This window comes from Roseicyclus amphidinii (assembly GCF_030163755.1).
Classification (GTDB): domain Bacteria; phylum Pseudomonadota; class Alphaproteobacteria; order Rhodobacterales; family Rhodobacteraceae; genus Roseicyclus; species Roseicyclus amphidinii.
Genome location: NZ_JASJOE010000054.1, coordinates 1 through 19748, shown reverse-complemented (window position 1 = coordinate 19748; position 19748 = coordinate 1). Strand labels below are relative to the sequence as shown.

General features: G+C 68.3%; 18 protein-coding genes. 14 read left to right on the top strand and 4 right to left on the bottom strand.

Translation table 11 applies throughout. The features are described from left to right. Together QQK83_RS15235 and QQK83_RS15230 are read left to right on the top strand one after the other, a co-directional pair. Nucleotides 1-1946: type I secretion system permease/ATPase (locus QQK83_RS15235; protein WP_284265680.1), on the top strand; the 1946-nt coding region annotated here is incomplete at its 5' end. Between the two features lie 5 nt (nt 1947-1951). Further along, nucleotides 1952-3265, top strand: coding sequence for an HlyD family type I secretion periplasmic adaptor subunit (locus tag QQK83_RS15230; protein ID WP_284265678.1), 1314 nt, complete (start codon nt 1952-1954; stop codon nt 3263-3265). A gap of 34 nt (nt 3266-3299) precedes the next feature. Here QQK83_RS15230 and QQK83_RS15225 read toward each other — a convergent pair whose 3' ends face one another. After that, nucleotides 3300-5867, bottom strand: coding sequence for a cation-translocating P-type ATPase (locus tag QQK83_RS15225; protein WP_284265676.1), 2568 nt, complete (start codon nt 5865-5867; stop codon nt 3300-3302). Between the two features lie 140 nt (nt 5868-6007). Between QQK83_RS15225 and ppsA the strand changes: the two genes are divergently transcribed. Then, complete coding sequence (gene ppsA, locus QQK83_RS15220) at nt 6008-8383, top strand: phosphoenolpyruvate synthase (RefSeq protein ID WP_284265673.1); 2376 nt, start codon at nt 6008-6010, stop codon at nt 8381-8383. Between the two features lie 126 nt (nt 8384-8509). Beyond that, complete coding sequence (locus QQK83_RS15215) at nt 8510-8893, top strand: DUF1304 domain-containing protein (protein WP_284265671.1); 384 nt, start codon at nt 8510-8512, stop codon at nt 8891-8893. 37 nt (nt 8894-8930) lie between these two features. Here the strand turns inward: QQK83_RS15215 and QQK83_RS15210 are convergent, their stop codons facing one another. The 3 genes from QQK83_RS15210 to QQK83_RS15200 all read right to left on the bottom strand — a co-directional run bounded on the left by QQK83_RS15210 (nt 8931) and on the right by QQK83_RS15200 (nt 10927). Beyond that, nucleotides 8931-10028 carry a YeeE/YedE family protein gene (locus QQK83_RS15210; RefSeq protein ID WP_284265669.1) on the bottom strand — a complete coding sequence of 366 codons (1098 nt, stop codon included), beginning with the start codon at nt 10026-10028 and terminating at the stop codon, nt 8931-8933. A 55-nt stretch (nt 10029-10083) separates the two neighbouring features. Continuing rightward, nucleotides 10084-10386, bottom strand: a complete 303-nt coding sequence (locus QQK83_RS15205) for an ArsR/SmtB family transcription factor (RefSeq protein ID WP_284265682.1) — start codon at nt 10384-10386, stop codon at nt 10084-10086. Nucleotides 10387-10516: 130 nt separating this feature from the next. Next, on the bottom strand, nt 10517-10927 hold the full coding sequence (locus tag QQK83_RS15200) for a thioredoxin domain-containing protein (protein ID WP_284265667.1): 411 nt from the start codon (nt 10925-10927) through the stop codon (nt 10517-10519). 66 nt (nt 10928-10993) lie between these two features. On the opposite strand from QQK83_RS15200, the gene QQK83_RS15195 reads away from it, so the two are divergent. The 10 genes from QQK83_RS15195 to QQK83_RS15150 all read left to right on the top strand — a co-directional run bounded on the left by QQK83_RS15195 (nt 10994) and on the right by QQK83_RS15150 (nt 19557). Further along, nucleotides 10994-11734, top strand: a complete 741-nt coding sequence (locus tag QQK83_RS15195; RefSeq protein ID WP_284265664.1) for a cytochrome c biogenesis CcdA family protein — start codon at nt 10994-10996, stop codon at nt 11732-11734. A 52-nt stretch (nt 11735-11786) separates the two neighbouring features. Continuing rightward, entirely contained in the window at nt 11787-12368 is a 582-nt protein-coding gene (locus tag QQK83_RS15190; protein ID WP_284265662.1) for a thioredoxin family protein, read from the top strand. Between the two features lie 112 nt (nt 12369-12480). Then, nucleotides 12481-12960, top strand: coding sequence for a sulfur oxidation c-type cytochrome SoxX (gene soxX / locus QQK83_RS15185; protein ID WP_284265660.1), 480 nt, complete (start codon nt 12481-12483; stop codon nt 12958-12960). A gap of 42 nt (nt 12961-13002) precedes the next feature. After that, nucleotides 13003-13425 (top strand): thiosulfate oxidation carrier protein SoxY, encoded by a 423-nt coding sequence (gene soxY / locus QQK83_RS15180; protein ID WP_284265658.1) that lies wholly within the window; start codon nt 13003-13005, stop codon nt 13423-13425. A 25-nt stretch (nt 13426-13450) separates the two neighbouring features. Beyond that, nucleotides 13451-13780 (top strand): thiosulfate oxidation carrier complex protein SoxZ, encoded by a 330-nt coding sequence (gene soxZ, locus QQK83_RS15175; RefSeq protein ID WP_284265656.1) that lies wholly within the window; start codon nt 13451-13453, stop codon nt 13778-13780. 43 nt (nt 13781-13823) lie between these two features. Next, nucleotides 13824-14690 (top strand): sulfur oxidation c-type cytochrome SoxA, encoded by an 867-nt coding sequence (gene soxA, locus QQK83_RS15170; protein ID WP_284265654.1) that lies wholly within the window; start codon nt 13824-13826, stop codon nt 14688-14690. Between the two features lie 88 nt (nt 14691-14778). After that, nucleotides 14779-16473 (top strand): thiosulfohydrolase SoxB, encoded by a 1695-nt coding sequence (gene soxB, locus QQK83_RS15165; protein ID WP_284265652.1) that lies wholly within the window; start codon nt 14779-14781, stop codon nt 16471-16473. Nucleotides 16474-16503: 30 nt separating this feature from the next. Beyond that, entirely contained in the window at nt 16504-17778 is a 1275-nt protein-coding gene (gene soxC, locus QQK83_RS15160) for a sulfite dehydrogenase (protein ID WP_284265651.1), read from the top strand. Nucleotides 17779-17782: 4 nt separating this feature from the next. After that, the gene (locus QQK83_RS15155) at nt 17783-18862 is read left to right on the top strand and encodes a c-type cytochrome (protein ID WP_284265648.1); all 1080 of its coding nucleotides are present in this window, start codon (nt 17783-17785) and stop codon (nt 18860-18862) included. Then, on the top strand, nt 18859-19557 hold the full coding sequence (locus tag QQK83_RS15150) for a c-type cytochrome (RefSeq protein WP_284265646.1): 699 nt from the start codon (nt 18859-18861) through the stop codon (nt 19555-19557). Before QQK83_RS15155 ends, QQK83_RS15150 begins: the two co-directional genes overlap by 4 nt. Nucleotides 19558-19748 lie beyond the last annotated feature (191 nt).

The following is a 19748-nucleotide window of genomic DNA, read 5'->3' as shown; positions in this document are numbered from 1 at the left end:
CGGCCAGCGCCGCGGGTTTCGACGTGGCGCTCGGGCCCCTCGCGCTGGCCGAGCTGGACCGCGCGGTCCTGCCCGCCGTGCTGCTGACGCGGACCGGTGCCCTTGTCGCCGAGGAGCGGCAGGCCGGTGGCTGGGCGGTTCACGACCCCCGCCTCGGGCCGGGCACGCATGGCTTCCTGTCCGAGGGCGAGCTGTCCGAGGTCTATGCCGGGCAGGCGGTGCTGATCCGGCCCCGCGCCCGCGCAGATGGCGGCACGATGGCGGAAGGGCACTGGTTCCGCTCGGCACTCGCCGCGAACAGGTGGAACTACCTGCAGGTCGCGCTTGCCGCGGCGGTGGCGAATGTCCTCGGCCTGACCACCTCGATCTTCATCATGGTCGTCTATGACCGTGTCCTGCCCAACGAGGCGATAGAGAGCCTTGTGGCGCTGACCATCGGGGTGGGCATCGCGCTGGGCTTCGATTTCGTCATCCGCAGCCTGCGGGCGGGGTTCATCGACCGGGCGGGGCAGCGCGCCGACCTGTCCATGGGCCGCGCGATCTTCGACAAGGTGCTGTCGATCCGGCTGTCGGCGCGGTCGGGCTCGACCGGTGCGACCGCCGCCGCGCTGCGCGAGTTCGAGACGATCCGCGATTTCTTCACCTCGGCCTCGCTCGCGGCCATCGTGGACCTGCCCTTCATCCTGCTCTTCGTCGCCGTCATCGCCATGATCGGCGGGCCCCTGGCCATCGTGCCGGCGCTTGCCATCCCCACGGTGCTGATTGTCGCGCTTGCGACCCAGCCTTTCCTGTCGCGGCTCGCGGAGCGGAGCTTTGCCGACGGTCAGTCCAAGCAAAGCGTGCTGGTCGAGGCGCTGTCGGGCCTCGAGACGATCAAGGCCTCCCGCGGGGAAGCGCGGATGAAGACCCGCTGGGACCGCGCGCTTGCCGCGCAGGCCGAACACGGGGTCCGGTCGCGGGCGATCAGCCAGCTGGCCCTGAACGCCACCGCCTTCGTCCAGCAGGTCTCGCAGATCGGGATCGTGTTCTTCGGCGTCTTCCTGATCATCGACGGCACGTTGTCGATGGGCGCGCTCATCGCAAGCGTGATCCTGACCGGGCGGGCGCTGACGCCGCTTGCGCAGATCGCGCAGACGCTCACGCGGATCAGCCAGACCCGCACCGCCTATCGCGCCATCGAGCGCATGATGCAGGCCGAGACCGAGCGCCCGGCCGGCAAACGCCACCTGGCGCGCGACCGGTTGCAGGGCGGCGTGAGCCTGCACAAGGTCAGCTTCAGTTATCCCGGTGCCTCGGATGGCAGTCTCGAGGATGTCAGCCTCGAGATCGCGCCGGGCGAAAAGGTCGCCATACTCGGGCCCATCGGATCGGGGAAAAGCACCCTGGCGCGGCTGATGCTCGGGCTTTACGCCCCGTCCTCCGGGTCGGTTCGGGTGGATGGGACCGACATTCGCCAGATCGACCCCGGCGACCTGAGGCGCAACATCGGATCGGTCCTGCAGGACGCGTGGCTGTTCTCGGGCAGTCTGCGTGACAACATCACCCTCGGCGCGCCCCATGCCTCGGACGCCGAACTGCTCGAGGCGGCACGGCTGGCCGGGGTCGAGGCCTTCGCGGCCAGCCGTGCGGACGGGTATGACCGGATGATCGGGGAACGGGGCGAGGGCCTGTCGGGCGGGCAGCGTCAGTCGGTGGCGCTGGCGCGCGCGCTGTTGGGCAGACCGCCGGTCCTGTTGCTCGACGAACCCACCTCGGCCATGGATGCGATGACCGAACGGGCCGTCATCGCGCGCCTGAAGGATCATCTCGGGGGGCGGACGCTGATCGTCGTCACGCATCGGCCCAGCCTGCTCGAGCTGGTCGACCGCGTGATCGTCATGGGACAGGGCCGCATCGTTCAGGACGGCCCCAAGGCGCGCGTCCTCGGCGCCGCGGCCGGAGGGTGAGCGGGGTGACGGAACCGCACATCGCCTCGGCCCGCGAGATGGCCCGCCGGACCCGCGGGGGGCACCCGCTCCGGGCATCGCTGCTCTTGCTGGTGATCCTGGCCTTGCTGGCGGCGGCCACGGCCTGGGCCGCGCTGACCGAGCTTGATTCCGTGACCCGCACCGACGGGCGGGTGGTGCCCAGCGGCGAGGTGCAGGTGGTGCAGGCCGCCGAAGCGGCGGTCATCCTCGGGCTGCATGTCCGCGAGGGGGACCGTGTGGAGGCCGGCGCGCCGCTGGTCACGCTCGACGGGCGGTCCTTCGAGGCCGAGCTGATCCAGGCCGAGCGGCGGATCGCAGCGCTCGATCTCAGGGTCGCGCGGCTGCGGGCCGAAGCGGACGGCACACCGTTCGCGCCCGATGCGTCCGGTCAGATCGAAAGCCCGGCGCTGGTCGCCTCGGAACTGTCGCTGTTCGAGGCGCGGCAATCGGCGCTGCGCGACGAGATCGCGGTTCTGGAACGGCAGGCCCGCCAGCGCGAGCAGGCGGTTCTCGAGGCGCGGATACGGGTGCGCACGTCCGAGCACACGCTGGCCCTGATCCGCGAGGACATCGCCCTGATGCGCCCGCTGGTCGAGGAGAGCATCGAGCCGCGGACGACGCTGACGGCCCTGCTCGGCCGCGAGGCCGAGGGGGTCGGGCGGGTGTCGGAGGCGCAGGCGGCGCTGGCGGGTGCCGAGGCCGCGGTCGAGGAAATCCGCGACCGGGTGGTCGCCGCGCGCTCCGGCATGCGGGCCGATGCGCTGGACGAGCTTGCGCGGGCCGAGGCCGAGCTGGCCGAATTGCGCGCCATGCTGCCCGCGCTGCAGGCGCGCGTGGACCGCTCGGTGTTGCGCGCGCCGGTCCGCGGGATCGTCAACCGCATCCTGCCCATCACGCTCGGCGCGCTGGCGCGACCGGGCGATCCCCTGGTGGAGATCGTGCCGCTGGGCGACGAGCTGCTGGTCGAGGCCTACTTGCCGCCCGAGGATGTCGCCTTCGTGCGCGCCGGGCAGGATGTGAGGGTGTCGCTCAGCGCCTATGATCCCTCGCGCTACGGCAGCATCGACGCCACGATCCTGCGGGTCGGGGCCGATGCCGTGACCCATCCCGACGGCAACGCAAGGGTCTTTGTCGTGGAGATCCGCACGCTGGGCACCCTGACCGACGCCGATGGGACCGAGGTCGAGATCCTGCCCGGCATGGTTGCCACGGTGGATATCCTCTCGGGAAAACGCACGGTCCTGGCCTATCTCACGGCCCCGGTGGTCCGCGTGAAGGACAGCGCGCTTCGGGAATGACAGGCGGGACGGTCCCCGGCCCGTCAACTGGCCGTCAGCGCGCCGTGCGCAGGCTCTTCCAGATCTCCGGCAGAACCAGCAGCGGCAGCGCGAAGCCCGCGATCAGGCCCCAGTCCGACAGGCGCAGCGGCACGGTCTGCAGAAGCGTCTGAAGCGGTGCCCAATAGACCGCCGCCACCTGCAGCGCCATCATCGCCGCGAAGGCGACGAGCAGGGCGGGGTTCGACAGGTAGCCGAGCCGCCACCCCGGTGTGCGGAGCGAGCGGAAGGCGAAGACGCTGGTCTTCTCGAAAACCACCATCGCCGTGAAGGCCGCGGTGCGGGCAATCTCCACCCCCGCGGGGCGCAGGGTTTCGAAGATCCAGAGGCTTGCCAGCCCGGTATAAAGCCCGAAGCACAGGATCAGCGGCGCCGATGTCAACGACAGGATGCGCTCGCTCTGCGGGCGGGGCGGGTCCTTCATCTGCGCCTTCTCGCCCGGCTCCAGCCCCAGCGCGACGGCGGTGACCCCGTCGGTGACCAGGTTCATCCACAGGATCTGCGTGGGAAGAAAGATCAGCGGCGCGAGCATCGCCGTGTTGATCAGCAGCGCCACGACCTCTCCCGCGTTGGAACTGAGCAGGTAGCGCACGAACTTGCGCGTGTTGTCGAACTGCCGCCGCCCCTCGGCGATGGCGCCGACGATGGTGGCGTAATTGTCGTCGAGCAGCACGAGATCGGCGGCATCCTTGGCGACCTCGGTGCCGCGGATGCCCATGGCGATGCCGATGTCGGCCTTTCGCAGCGCGGGCGCGTCGTTCACCCCGTCGCCGGTCATGCCGACGGTTTCGCCCTGCGCCTGCAGCGCCGCGATGATGCGCAGCTTGTGCGCGGGCGAGACGCGGGCGAAGGCGACCTCACCGGTGACCGTCGCGGCCAGCGTGGTTTCGTCCATCGCCTCGATCTCGGGGCCGGTGATGACGCGGGCCGCGGGCAGGCCGAGGGCCGTGGCGATGGCGCGCGCCGTCTCGGGATGGTCGCCGGTGATCATCAGCGTGCGGATGCCCGCCGCCTGCGCGGCGGCGATGGCCTGTCCCACCTCGGCGCGGGGCGGGTCGATCAGCCCTGCAAGGCCGATCAGCGTCAGGTCTTCCTCGTCGATGCGGTGGCCCGTGGTTTCCCGATGGGCCAGCGCGATGACGCGCAGACCTTGTGCGGCCATGGCCTGCGCGGCTGCGTGGGCGTTCTCCGCGCGGTCGAGGGTAAGGGGCAGGGGGCCGTCAGGCCCCTCGATCCGGGTGCAAAGGTCGATGACCAGCTCGGGCGCGCCCTTGGTCAGGACGCGGTTGCCGTCGGTCCCGCGGATCAGGACGCTCATCCGCTTGCGGTCCGAGGTGAAGGGCAGTTCGGCGATGACCGCGTCTGGGTCGGGCGGTTCGGCCCAGGCCTTGTGGGCCAACACGATCAGCGCCGCTTCGGTCGGATCGCCGAGCGCGCGCCAGCCATCGCCGTCGCGCTGCAGGCGCGCATGGGTGCAGGCGAGCGCCACTTGCGCGGCACGGGCAAGCAGTGCATCATCACCCGCGCGGCGCTTCTGGCCGTCGCGCTCGACATGGCCGGCGGGGTCGTAGCCGCGTCCGGTGACAGTGTAGTCGCCCGCCCCTGTCCAGAGCCGCCGCACCGTCATCGCGTTCTCGGTCAGCGTGCCGGTCTTGTCGGTGCAGATCACGCTGGCCGCGCCCAGCGTCTCGACCGCCTGAAGGTGGCGCACCAGCGCCTGCCGTCGCGCCATTGCGGCGGCACCAAGCGCAAGCGTCACGGTCACGACGGCGGGCAGCCCCTCGGGCACCATGGCCACGGCCATCGACAGGCCCAGCATGAAGACCTGCAGCGCCTCGAGCCCGCGCCATGCGCCCATGCCCGCGACCACGGCGGCGACGGCCAGCGCGATCCAGCCCAACTGCCGGGCGAGGTGGCCCAACTCGCGCTGGAGCGAGGTCTCGGCCCTTTCCACGGTGCCGGTCAGCTCGGCCACCTGCCCGAACTCGGTGGCCGCCCCGATCCGGGTGACCTGCGCCTCGGCATGGCCGCTCGTCACCGTTGTTCCGGAAAAGACCGTGTCGCCGGGTGGTTTCGACACCGGCACGGATTCCCCTGTCAGCATCGCCTCGTCCAGCCGCAGGCCCGCCTCGGCGGTGATCTGGGCATCGGCGGGCACGCGGTCGCCCTCGGCCAGCAGGATCACGTCGCCCGGCACCAGCTCGCGCGCGGGGATCATCTGCTCGCGGCCCTCGCGGATCACGACCGCCTGTGGCGACATCATCGCCTTGAGCGACCGGATCGCGCGCTCGGCGCGCCATTCCTGCACGAAGCCGAGGGCGGCGTTCAGCACCACCACCGCGCCGATGGCGATGGCGTCCACCACCTCGCCCAGCGCCAGCGCGATCAGTGCCGCCCCGATCAGCATGAGCACCAGAAGCCCCGAGACCTGCCGCCACAGCACCGCCAGCGGCGAAACGGGCTTGCCCTCGGGCAGCTCGTTCCAGCCATGCGCAGTGCGCGCCGCGGCGATCTCTGTGGGGTTCAGCCCGAGGGGCCGCGATGATCCGGGGTCTGCCTGCACGACGCACCTTTCCTGCTTACGGCGATGCTAGGCGGTTTCGTCTGCAACCTGTTTGACACGGGTCAATGTGCGCGGCGCGGCGCAGGGGCAGGCTGATCGCAGGGGCCAAGGAACAGCCATGCAAGAGGAGGTGCAGAGAGATGTCGGCCAACCTGATCTGGTTCGAGGCGTTGAAGCGCGAGGACGTGGCGCTTGTGGGTGGCAAGAACGCGTCGCTGGGCGAGATGATCTCGACGCTGGGGCCCAAGGGCATCCGCGTGCCGACGGGCTTTGCCACCACCTCGGACGCCTACCGCACCTTTGTCGACGAGAACGATCTTGGCCCGGTGATCGCCGATCACGTGGCGGCGCTCGAGGCCGGGCGGATGACGCTGGCCGAGGTCGGCACCGCGCTTCGCTATGCCTTCGAGCGGGGGCATTGGCCCAAGGCGGTCGAGGCCGACATCCGCGCGGCCTACCGCGACTTGGGCGAGCGGCTGGGGCAGGCGGCGCCCTCGGTCGCCGTGCGTTCCTCGGCCACCGCCGAGGACCTGCCCGACGCGAGCTTTGCCGGCCAGCAGGAGACGTTCCTCAACATCACCGGCGAGGATGCGCTGATCACCGCCTGCCGCCGCTGCTACGCCTCGCTCTTCACCGACCGGGCGATCAGCTACCGCCGGGTGCAGGGCTTTGACCATTCCGAGGTCGCGCTGTCGGTCGGCGTGCAGATGATGGTGCGTTCGGACATGTCGTCGTCGGGCGTCATGTTCTCGATCGACACGGAAACCGGCTGCGACCGCTTCGTGCTGATCACCGGGGCATGGGGGCTGGGCGAGAACGTGGTGCAAGGGGCCGTGGACCCCGATGAATTCATGGTGTTCAAGCCCTTCGCGGGTGATGTTGACCTCAGCCCCATCGTCGCCAAGGACCTCGGCGCGAAAGAGGTCAAGATGATCTACGGCAGCAAAGGCGAGCCGCAGACGCGCAACGTGCCCACGTCCAAGGCCGAGCGCGCGCGGTTCACGCTGAGCGACGCCGAGGTGCTGGAGCTGGCCCGCATGGCGATCACGATCGAGGATCATTACGGCCTGCCCATGGACATGGAATGGGCGAAGGACGGGATCACCGGCGCGCTTTACATCGTGCAGGCCCGGCCCGAGACGGTGCAGTCGCGCAAGTCCTCTCACGTGCTGCAATCCTACAGCGTGACCCCCGCTGGCCCCAAGGTGCTGGAGGGGCTCAGCGTCGGCAACGCCGCCGCCGCAGGCCGCGCCTGCCTGATCCAGTCGGCGGCCGATATCGACAAGTTCGTCGACGGCTCGGTGCTGGTAACCTCGATCACCGACCCCGACTGGGTGCCGATCATGAAGCGCGCGGCGGCCATCGTGACCGACCACGGCGGGCGCACGTCCCATGCCGCCATCGTCAGCCGCGAGCTTGGCCTGCCCGCCATCGTGGGGACCGGCGATGCGACCCATGTGCTGCATGACGGGCAGGACCTGACGGTCTCCTGCGCCGAAGGGGACAAGGGCACGATCTACGACGGGATCGGCGAGATCACGACCGAGGATATCAGCCTCGACGACATCCCCGAGACGCAGACGCGGGTGATGCTGAACGTGGCCGACCCTTCGGCGGCGACGCGCTGGTGGCGGTTGCCCGCCGCGGGCGTGGGCCTTGCCCGGATGGAGTTCCTGATCTCCAACGTGATCAAGGCGCATCCGCTGGCGCTGCTGGACCATGACACCCTGACGGACGAGGGGGTGAAGGCCGAGCTGACCACGCTTATCCGGGGCTACGACAGCCCCACCGATTATTTCGTCGAGACGCTGGCCCGCGGTTTGGGCCGCATCGCCGCGATCTGGTATCCCGAGCCGGTCATCATCCGCCTGTCGGATTTCAAGTCGAACGAATATGCCGAGCTTCTGGGCGGCACGCTCTACGAGCCCGAGGAAGAGAACCCGATGATCGGGCTGCGCGGGGCCGCGCGGTATTACTCGGAGTTCTACGAACGCGCCTTCGCCCTCGAATGCCGCGCGATCCTGCGGCTTCGGGGCGAGATGGGCTTCGACAATGCCATCGTCATGGTCCCCTTCTGCCGCTCCCCCGAAGAGGCGGACCGCGTGGCCGAGGTCATGGCGCGCTACGGGCTCGAGCGCGGCAAGGACGGCTTGCAGCTTTACGTCATGACCGAGATCCCCTCGAACGTGATCCGGGCCGAGGAGTTCGCCGCGCGCTTCGACGGGTTTTCCATCGGCTCGAACGACCTGACGCAGCTCACCCTCGGCGTCGACCGCGACAGCGGCGAGCTGGCCCATGTCTTCAGGGAACGCGACCCGGCGGTCCTGTGGATGATCCGCGAGGCCATCGCGCGGGCCAAGGCCGCGGGGCGCAAGATCGGGCTGTGCGGGCAAGCTCCCTCGAACGATCCGGCCTTTGCAAGGCTTCTGGTCGAGGCGGGGATCGACACGATTTCCGTCACGCCCGACAGCTTCCTGGACGTGAAGCGCAACGTGGCCGAGGCGGAGAGGGGGTAGGCCGCGGAGGCGCGGGGGCTGCGCGAACCTGCGCTGCCCTTTCTCCCCGCCCCATGCTAGGCAGAGCATCGGCGCGGTGCATTGCCCGGTTTCCTGCGCCGCCACCGTAACGAGTTGGGAGCTATCATGAAGACGACCGCATTGATCCTTTTGGCGTTGATCGCAGCCCTGCACCTCTACATCGCCTGGTTCGAGATCTTCGCCTGGACGTCGCGGGGGCCCGCCGTGTTCGACATGTTGCCCCAAGACCTGTTCGCGCAAACCACCCAACTGGCCGCCAACCAGGGGGTCTACAATGCCTTTCTTGCCGTCGGGTTGATCTGGGCCGTCCTGATCCGCGACGAAGACTGGCAATTCAGGATCGCCACCTGTTTCCTGCTGTTCGTCGCGGTTGCGGGCATGGCGGCCGCCGTGACGCTGGACATCCGGTCAGGCCTTCCACAATTGCTGCCTGCCGGTGTCGCGCTGGTGCTTTTTCTGCTTGTCCGGCGGCGCGACAGGTCAAGCTGATGTCCTTGCGCGCCCATGGCGGGGCAAGGCCCCCCGCTCAGACCTCGCGCGCCAGTCCCAGCCCCTCGATCAGCTGGCGCAGGCCCAGCCATGCGCCCAGCCAGATCGACAGCGCCACGACGGGCGCGTGGAACGACAGGAGCGACAGGGCCGACAGGCCCTGACCGACCGAGCAGCCGCCCGCGATCACCGCGCCGAAGCCCATCAGCACCGCGCCGCCCATCTGGCGCTTCAGCTCGCGCGGGTCGTCGCAGGCTTCCCAGCGGAAGCCGTCACGGATCAGGCTGCCGACGAACGCGCCGATCACCACGCCGATGACCGAGCCGATTGCGAAATCGGGCTGCAGGCCCGATGCGAACATCGCGTAGCGGATCGAGTCGCCCACGGGGGCGGTGAAGGTGTGCGATTGCACGAGCCAGGGCTCGAAGCCGGTGTTGGCCACCCAGGCCGTGCCGAGGAAGCCGCTCGAGATCGCGGTGCCCGCGACAATGGCCCAGAACAGTTCCTTCCAGTGGCCGCGGCGCGCAAGTGCGGTTCCGGCGGCGAGGATCAGCACCAGCGCCAGTGCGCCGCCGATGGCCCAGGGGGCCAGCCCGGTGGCCTCGCCCAGCCAATGCGCCCAGCCCTGCGGCGCCTCGGGGTGGGGTTCGAACGGGAACATCCGCGCGCGCAGCGCGGCCAGCGGCCCGGAGAGCGCGACATAGGCGGCGATGCCCATGACCACGGCGATGACCATCGCGCGCAGGTCGCCGCCGCCAAGGCGCGCGAGCATCCCGTAGCCGCAATTGCCCGCCTGCGCCATGCCGTAGCCGAACAACAGCCCGCCGACCGCGGCACCGGCCAGCGTGAAGCCGTTCATCAGGTAGATCGCCTGGTGCAGGCGGATCAGCCCCGCGGCCTCGGCGGCGAAGCTGACGGCCATGGCCGCGCCAAGCGCGCAGGCCCACATCCACAGCCGCGCACGGTCATGGCCGTAATGCACATCCTCGATCATGCCGAGCGTGCAGAACCGCCCGAGCCGGGCGGCAAGGCCGAGCACGAGGCCACCGGCAAGTCCGATCAGGGTGATGGTCCACGCCTCTCCCAGCGTGGTCATCACGGTCTCGAGCATCGCGCCGAGCTGGGTGTCGAGCATGTTCCCTCCCTTCGACCCGAACCGGCCACAACCGCGCGGGTCCGGCGGCGAGGGTTCAGGTGCAGAACAACTCGTAAACGCGTTCGATGATCATGCGCGCCCGGTCGTCTGTCAAACGGTAATAGATCTGCTTGCCGTCGCGTCGGGCCGTCACCAGCCCCTCGAGCCGGAGCCGCGACAGCTGCTGCGAGACGGCGGCCTGGCGGGTGGCGAGCATCGCCTCGATCTCGGTCACGGATTTCTCGCCATTGGCCAGCGCGCAGAGGATCATCAGCCGCCCCTCGTGGCTGATCGCCTTGAGGAAATCCGACGCCGTCTCGGCATTCTCGCGGATGCGCTTCCAGGTGGCGTCATCCATCGGCTCGTCGATCCGGGGCAGGATCGTCGAGACGCGCGCCCCATCGGTCTGGGCCGCATCGGACCTGTAGTCTTCGAGGCTCATGGGCGCATCTTCAACGTCGGACATGGGCAAGGCAAGCGGGTGTCCCTCATCCGTCCGCGCCCTGTGTCGCCCAGGTCGCATCGGCCTGGGTCAGCATGTGGCCGAGCAGGCCCCAGAAGAAATCCTCGCCCGGATAGCCCTCGAGGCGGCCGACCTCCTGCCCGTCGCGCACCAGCACGAAGGTGGGCGTGTAGACCGGGCGGCTGTCGAAACTCACGTCCTGCGGCAGGTCGCGCAGGTCGACGGTGCGCAGCGGGGCAAAGCGCCCCTCGGGGGTCGCGGGGTATTCCGGCGCGACATCGGCATGCCAGCGCGCGCAATAGGTGCAGCCGGCCTGTTCGACCATCAGCAGCGACCAGTCCTGCGCCGCGGTGGGCCGGGGCAAGGCGAGCCCGCAAAGGACCAGCCCGGAGAGCAGGGCAACCTTGACGCGATGGGACCATTGCACATGCAACATTGACGAAACTCCTGTTCCGACAATAATATGAATTCTTGAATGTGAAGTCCACGGCAGGCTCCCGAAATGTTCGATATCTCGCTGACCGGCGCTTTCATTGCGGGGCTGCTGTCGTTCCTGTCGCCCTGCATCCTGCCGATGGTGCCCTTCTACCTGAGCTACCTGGGCGGCATGAGCGCGGCCGAGGTCGCGCAGGGCGGGGCGGTCACGCGGGCGACGCGGCTGCGCGCGGTCACCGGCGCGCTGATGTTCGCGGCGGGGGTCCTGACCGTCTTCGTCGCGCTGGGGGCCTCGGCCTCGGTCTTCGGGCAGGTGCTGCGCGACTGGTTCGACGTGCTGCGCTACGTGGCGGCGGCGATGATCATCGCCATGGGTCTGCATTTCCTGGGCGTGATCCGTATCGGCTTTCTCAACCGTTCGCTGCGCGCGGAACCCGGCGACACGGCCAACCTCGGCCTTGGCGGGGCCTATGTGATCGGGTTGGCCTTCGCCTTCGGCTGGACCCCCTGCGTCGGGCCGGTGCTGGCGGCGATCCTGTTCATGGCGGGCACCACCGACACGGCGGGGCAGGGGATGGCGCTGTTGACCGCCTACGGCATCGGCATGACCCTGCCCTTCGTGCTGGCGGCGGGCTTCGTCGGGCCCTTCATGAAGCTTATGGGGCGCTTCCGGCGGCACCTGGGCACGGTGGAGAAGGTGATGGGCGGTGCGCTTGTCGTCTTCGGCGTGCTGATCGCCACCAATGCGCTGCTCTACATCGGGGAATGGATGATCAACGAGTTCGAGGTGTTCCAGACGCTTGGATAGACCCTCGCGCAGGATCATCGCGCAGAGCCAAGGGGAGAGGAGGCCCCACGCCATGTTCGCAAGACTGACCGGATTGATCTTCGCCGCCACGCTGGCGCTTTCGGGCGTGGCGCGGGCCGAGCTGGGCGACGACGGGCTGCACATCGCGCCCTGGCTCAACCAGACCTTCATGGACCTGCGCGAGGATCTGGGCGACGCCAATGCGCAGGGTAAGCGCCTTGCCGTCATCATCGAGCAGCGCGGCTGCATCTATTGCTCGCGCATGCACGAGGAGGTCTGGGTCGAGCCCGACATCCTGCGCCTGCTCGAGGAGGAGTTCTTCTTCATCCGCATCAACATGCACGGCTCGACCGAGGTCACCGATTTCGACGGCGAGACGATGGAAGAGCGCGAGATCGCCCGGCGCTGGCGCAACCTGTTCACGCCCACGATCCTGTTCTTCCCCGAGGACGTCCCCGAGGACGTGACCGGGATCGAGGCGGCGGCCGTGGTCATGCCCGGTGCCTTCGGGCGCTGGACGACCTTCAACATGCTCAACTGGGTGCTGGAAAAAGGCTACGAAGGCGAAGAGGATTTTCAGCGATATCATGCCCGTATGTTCGCCGACCAGGCCGCGGCGGGGGCGATGGAGTAAACGCGCGTTAGCCCTCACATGCAAAAAATCAAATGTGTTGTTGCAATCTGAGGGTGAGCGCGGCTACGGTATACCACAGGCCACTGACTCGGCCGAAAGGGAGGAAATCAAAGTGAAGCGCCAGATGCTGCTGGCGGCCGGCGTAGCCATGGCCGCAACCAGTCTTCAAGCCGATGTCATCGCGCCCGACGCGGTGGTGATGTCCGAATACGGTGAAGTGATGGAATCCCTCACCGGGGAACCCGGAAGCGCCGAGCGCGGACGCGACATCATGGTCAGCCGTGCGCAGGGCAATTGCCTTGCCTGCCATGCGGTCACCGCGCTCGAGGACGAGCCGTGGCATGGCGAGGTCGGCCCGTCGCTCGACGGTGTCGGCGCGCGCTGGGACGAGCCCGGCCTGCGCGGCCTGCTGGTCAACGCCGACATGATGTTCCCTGACTCGATCATGCCCGCCTTCTACAAGGTGTCGGGCTTCATTCGCCCGGGCGACCGGTTCACCACGCGCCCCGCGCCCGAAGACCTGCAGCCGATCCTGTCCGCGCAGGAGATCGAGGACGTGATCGCCTACCTGATGACGCTGACCGACTACTGATCCGGTCGCAGACCGAACCCCGAGACCAAGGAGACTGATCTCATGACCCAGACACGCAGGCAATTCGTCGGCACCGGGCTGGCGGTTGCGGCCGCCTTCTTCGGCCTGCCGCAGCTCGCATCCGCCGCCGAGCTGGAGGAGGCGATCCAGGCCTTCACCGGCGGCGCCGACATGGGCGGCGACGGCATCACGCTGATCGCGCCGGAAATCGCCGAGAACGGCAACACCGTCCCGATCGAGGTCGACGCCCCCGGCGCCGCGGCGATCATGCTGTTGGCGGCAGGCAACCCGCAGGCCGATGTCTGCACCTTCAATTTCGGCCCGGCGGCGGGCTCGCACATGGCCTCGACCCGCATCCGCCTTGCCGGCGAGCAGGAAGTCGTCGCCATCGCGCGCATGCCCGACGGCAGCTTCAAGCAGGCGCGCCAGAACGTGCGCGTGACCATCGGCGGCTGCGGCGGCTGAGCCAGACAGGACAAGGAGAAAACCAATGGCAGAGAATGTTGTTCCCCGCGTCCGCGTCCCGCGCGATGCCTCGGCCGGCGATAGCGTGTCGGTCCGCACCCTGATCAGTCACCCGATGGAATCGGGCCTGCGCCGCGACGGCGACGGCAACCCGATCCCGCGGCAGATCATCAACCGCTTCACCTGTGCCTTCAACGGCGAGATGGTGGTGGATGTCGAGATCCATCCCGGCGTGTCGACCAACCCCTATTTCCAGTTCGACGCCGTCGTGAACGAGACCGGCAGCTTCGAGTTCACCTGGTACGACGACGACGGCTCGGTCTACACGGAAACGGCTGACATCACCGTCGCCTGATCCGGATACGCACCCAGCCGTCGCAAGGGAGGAAGTTACGGCCATGACAAGAAAATCACTTCTCGGCGGTGTCTCGGCGGCGGTCTTCGCCTTCGCGGCCGCCGGGGTCGGCCTCGCCGATATCCGCACCGGGGACAGCCTCGTCATCAACGGCGAGATCCCGATCGTCACCGAAACCGAACCGGCCGCCCATCTCGAGGGCGCGCTCAGCACGGTCTACTCGGGGTGGGTCTTCCGCACCGATGAAACCCGCGCCATGCAGGCCGACGATTTCGACAACCCCGGCATGCTCTATGTCGAGCAGGGGATCGACGCCTTCAACACGGTGATGGGGTCCGAGGGCAACAGCTGCGCCTCGTGCCACGAGAACCCCGAAAGCCTGGCCAACGTGCGCCCGAGCTATCCCCAGTGGGATGCCGAGCACGGCATGGTCCAGACCGTCGAGATGCAGGTGATCGAATGCCAGACCGAGCGCATGGGGATGGAAGAGCCCTATGGCTATGACAGCCAGCAGATGCGCAACATGGTTGCCCTGATCGCCTCGGTCGCGCGCGGCCAGACGGTCGACGTGGCCATCGACGGTCCCGCGGCGGATGCATGGGAACTTGGGCGGGAGATCTACTACACCGCCTATGGCCAGATGGAACTGAGCTGCGCCCATTGCCACGAGCAGAACTACGGCAACCTGATCCGGGCCGACCATCTCAGCCAGGGGCAGGTCAACGGCTTCCCGACCTACCGTCTGAAGAACGCCAACATCGTCTCGGTCCACAACCGCTTCCGCGGCTGTATCCGCGACACGCGCGGCGAGCCCTACGGCATCGGCAGCCCCGAGTTCGTGGCGCTGGAGCTTTACGTCGCCTCGCGCGGCAACGGCCTGACGGTCGAAGGCCCCGCCGTCCGCAACTGACACGACATCGCAGCCCGCCCCGGATCACACCGGGGCGGGTTTTGCGCTTAAACATTCAATAACCTGAATATCATCAGAGGTTGAACCCATGATCTCGCGTCGCCACTTCGTGCAGGCCGCCCTCGCCACATCCGCGCTCTATGGCGCGTCGGGCTTCGGCAACTGGGCGCGCCTTGCCGCGCAGCAGACCCTGAGCCAGGAGGACCTGATCGGCACCGGTGGCCCCGGCAACGTGACGCTGGTTCACATCACCGACATCCACGCCCAGACCCAGCCGATCTATTTCCGCGAGCCGGAATTCAACATCGGCGTGGGCATCCACGCGGGCCAGCCGCCGCACCTGGTGGGGCCCGAGTTCCGCGCGCGCTTCGGCATCGAGCAGGGCAGCGCGATGGATTACGCGCTGACCTACGATGATTTCACCTCGATGGCGCGGGCCTATGGCCGGATGGGCGGGCTCGACCGCATCTCGACGGTGGTCAAGGCGATCAAGGCCGAGGCCCCGCATGCGCTGATCCTGGACGGGGGCGACACCTGGCAGGGCTCGCTGCCCTCGCTCAGGACGCAAGGCATGGACATGGTGCAGCTGTTCAACGCGCTGGGCGTCGATGCGATGACCTCGCATTGGGAATTCACGCTGGGCTCGGCCCGCGTCAACGAGCTGATCGAGAACCATGTGAACCCCGCTTTCCTCGGGGCCAATATCTTCGACGCCGAATGGGACGAGCCGGTCTACGACGACTACCGCATCTTCGAGCGCAACGGCACCGCGATCGGCGTGATCGGGCAGGCCTTTCCCTACATGCCCATCGCCAACCCCGGCTGGATGTTCCCCGAGCTGAGCTTCGGCCTGCGCCGCGAGCGCATCGCAGAGGTGGTGCAGGAGGTGCGCGCCGCGGGCGCCGACGTGGTCGTGCTGCTGTCGCACAACGGCTTTGACGTGGACCGCCAGTTCGCGCGCGACATCCCCGGCATCGACGTGATCCTGACCGGGCACACCCATGACGCGCTGCCCGAGGCGATCCAGGTCGGCAACACCTTCCTGATCGCGTCGGGAAGCCACGGCAAGTTCGTCTCCCGCGTCGATCTCGACGTGCAGGGCGGCGCGATGCGGGGCCTGACCCACCGGCTGATCCCGATCTTCTCGGACGTGATCGCCCCCGATCCCGAGATGACGGCGCTGGTCGACGAGACCCGCGCGCCCTTTGCCGAAGAAATGTCCGAGGTGATCGGGCAGTCGGGCTCGCTGCTGTTCCGGCGCGGCAATTTCAACGGCACCTGGGATGACGTGATCTGCGACGCGCTGATTTCGCAGCGCGACGCGCAGATCGCGCTCTCGCCCGGCTTCCGCTGGGGGGCAGCGGTGCTGCCGGGGCAGGACATCACCCGCGAGGATATCTTCAACGTCACCGCGATGACCTATCCCAACGCCTACCGCACCGAGATGTCGGGCGAGATGCTGCACACCATCATGGAAGACGTGGCCGCCAACATCTTCAACCCCGACGCCTATTACCAGCAGGGCGGCGACATGGTGCGCGTGGGTGGCCTCGGCTACCGGATCGACACCAGCAAGGAGCAGGGCAGCCGCATCACCGAGATGACGCTTCTGTCCACCGGCGAGCTTTTGCAGCCCGATCAGACTTACGTCGTGGCCGGCTGGGCCAGCGTGAACGAGGGCACCGAAGGCCCGCCGATCTGGCAGGTCGTCGAAGATCATATCCGCGCGCAGGGCACCGTGACGCTCGAACCCAACAACACCGTAGACGTGGTGGGCGGCTGAGGCCGCATCCCGAGAGAGAGGTATCGAACCATGACCGACACCCCCAAGTTCACCCAATCGCGCCGGCAGTTCCTTGCCGGGGCCGCCGTGGCCACCGGGGCCGCCGCGACCGGCAAGCTTGTCCATGCGCAGGCCGCCGGCCCCGACCCGGCGATCACCGAGATGCAGCCGTGGACGCAGTATCTGGGCGCGGGAGTCGATGCGGCCCCCTACGGCATGCCCTCGCCGCACGAGGCGCATGTGGTGCGCCGCAACGTGGAATGGCTGACCGCCGACACCGTCAGCTCGGTCAATTTCACGCCGCTTCATGAGCTGGAGGGGATCATCACCCCCAACGGCCTGTGTTTCGAGCGTCACCATTCCGGCGTCGCCGAGATCGATCCGGGCCAGCACCGGCTCATGATCAACGGGCTTGTGGACACGCCGCTGGTCTTCACCATGGAAGACCTGATGCGCTTCCCGCGCGAGAACCGGACGTATTTCCTCGAATGCGCGGCAAACTCCGGCATGGAGTGGCGCGGCTCGCAGCTGAACGGCTGCCAGTTCACCCATGGCATGATCCACAACGTCGTCTACACCGGCATCCCGCTGCGGCTGCTGCTGGAAGAGGCGGGCGTCAAGACCAACGGCACCTGGATCCTGCCCGAAGGCGCGGATGCCTCGGGGATGACCCGCTCGATCCCGATGGAAAAGGCGCTGGACGACTGCATGGTCGCCACGCACATGAACGGCGAGCGGCTGCGCCCCGAGCAGGGCTACCCGGTCCGCCTTGTCGTGCCCGGCTGGGAAGGCAACATGTGGGTCAAGTGGCTGCGCCGGATCGAGGTGGGCGATGCCCCCTGGCATCACCGCGAGGAAACCTCGAAATACACCGACCTGTTCTCCGACGGGCAGGCCCGCCGCTTCACCTGGGAGATGGACGCGAAATCGGTCATCACCAACCCCAGCCCGCAGGCGCCCATCACCCATGGCCCCGGTCCGACCGTCCTGACCGGCGTGGCCTGGTCGGGCCGCGGCACCATCCCGCGGGTGGACGTGACGCTGGACGGCGGCATCAACTGGCACCGTGCGCGCATGTCCGGGCCGAGCTTCGACAAGTCGATGCACCGCTTCTACTTCGAGTTCGACTGGGACGGCAGGCCGCTCCTGCTGCAGAGCCGGGCGCATGACAGCACCGGTTACGTGCAGCCCACCAAGGACCAGCTGCGCGAGATCCGCGGCGTGAACTCGATCTACCACAACAATGGCATCCAGACCTGGGCCATCAACGAACGCGGTGAGGCTGAAAATGTCGAAGTCGGTTGAACTCATGAAAACGCTCACGCTCTCCACCGCGCTGGTGGCCGTCACCGCGACGCTGGCGCTGGCGCAGGAAAACCCCGCCCCCTCGCGGGACGGCGGCTTCGGCCTCGGCCGCGCGGCGCTGCCCGAAGAGGTTGCCGCGTGGGACATCGACATCCGCCCCGACGGGCAGGGCCTTCCGGTTGGCTCCGGCGATGTCTGGACCGGCGAGGAGCTCTACATCGACAATTGCGCCGTCTGTCACGGCGACTTCGGCGAGGCGGTGGGCCGCTGGCCGGTGCTTGCGGGCGGGTTCGGCACGCTCGACGGCGACGACCCGCACAAGACCATCGGCTCCTACTGGCCCTATCTCTCGACGGTCTGGGATTACGTCCACCGCGCCATGCCCTACGGTGCGGCCCAGTCGCTGAGTGATGACGAGGTCTATGCCATCACCGCCTACCTGATGTATCTCAACAACATGGTGGACGATGATTTCGAACTGTCGAACGAGAACTTCCTCGAGGTGCCGATGCCCAACGAGGACGCGTTCTTCATGGACGACCGCGAGGCGACCGAGCTGGCGGTGTTCTCGGGCGAGCCCTGCATGGAAAACTGCGCAGAGAGCATCGAGATCACGGCCCGCGCGGCGGTTCTGAACGTGACCCCCGAGACCGAGGAGGAGGCCGCCGCCGAACCCGAGGCGGTGGTGACGCCCGCCGCCGAGGAAGAGGTTGTCGAGGTCGCGGCCGAGCCCGAGGCCCCGGCCGCCCCCGACCCGGAACTGGTCGCCGCGGGCGAAGGGCTGTGGCGTCAGTGCGCCTCGTGCCACCAGATCGGCGAGGGCGCGGTCAGCCGCGTCGGCCCGATGCTGAACAACACCTATGGCGCACCCGTGGCCAGCCATGACGGTTTCCGCTACTCGCCCGCCTTCATGGAGGCGCAGGCCGCCGGAATGGTCTGGGATGACGAGGCGCTGACCGCCTACCTGCTCGACCCGCGCGGCTACATTCCCGGCAACCGCATGGCGTTCCGCGGGCTGCGCTCGGAAGAGGATGCGGCGGCGCTGATCGCCTACATCCGCGCCGAAGGGGGCGACTACGAATGAGGGTGCTGCGCGCAACGACCGGCGCGCTGGCCCTTGCGGCTTTGGCGGCGGCGTCCTCCCCGTCGTTGGCCGAAAGGGACGCGGCGCAGGGGGAACGGCTGTATCGGCCCTGCGCCGCGTGCCACATGATCGGGGAGGGGGCGGTCAACCGCGTCGGCCCCCACCTCAACGGCATCGTCGGCCGCCCGATCGGGGCGCTGGCGGGCTATGAATTCTCGGATGTGCTGAGTGCCGCCGGGGCCGAGGGGCGGGTCTGGGACGCAGGCGCGCTCGACCGCTTCCTCGAGGCTCCGCGCGACTATTTCCCCGGCACGCGCATGGTCTTTCGCGGCATCCGCTCGGAGGAGGACCGCGCCGATCTGATCGCCTACATGCTCGAGGCCGGCGGCCGCGCCGAAGACGTGGTGGCCGACCCCGATGCCTCGGCCGTCGATCCCGAGGTCGCGGCGATCCTCGAGATCGCGGGCGACGTGCCCTATGGCGAGTATCTCGCCAATGAATGCACCGCCTGTCACCGCGACGAGGGGGGCGGCGACATCCCGTCGATCCGCGGGCTTGCGCCCTCGGTCTTCATCGCGGGAATGGTTGCATATCGAAACGGAACACGCGAGCATCAGGTCATGAATACGGTCAGTCGACGCCTCGGAGACGAGGAACTCGCGGCGTTGGCGGCCTATTTCTCGACAGTCGAGTAACATCTCGGCCGCACCGGTGCGCGGCGACCAGACCCGCCCCGCGCCACAACAGCCCCGAAGGGGCGCAACGGGAGGATTGCATATGACCATCAACAGACGGGTTTTCCTGGGCACCACCGCCGCGGCAGCCGCCACGCTGTCCGCGCCGATGATCGCCCGCGCGCAGACCCGCGCGCGCGTCGTCGTCGTCG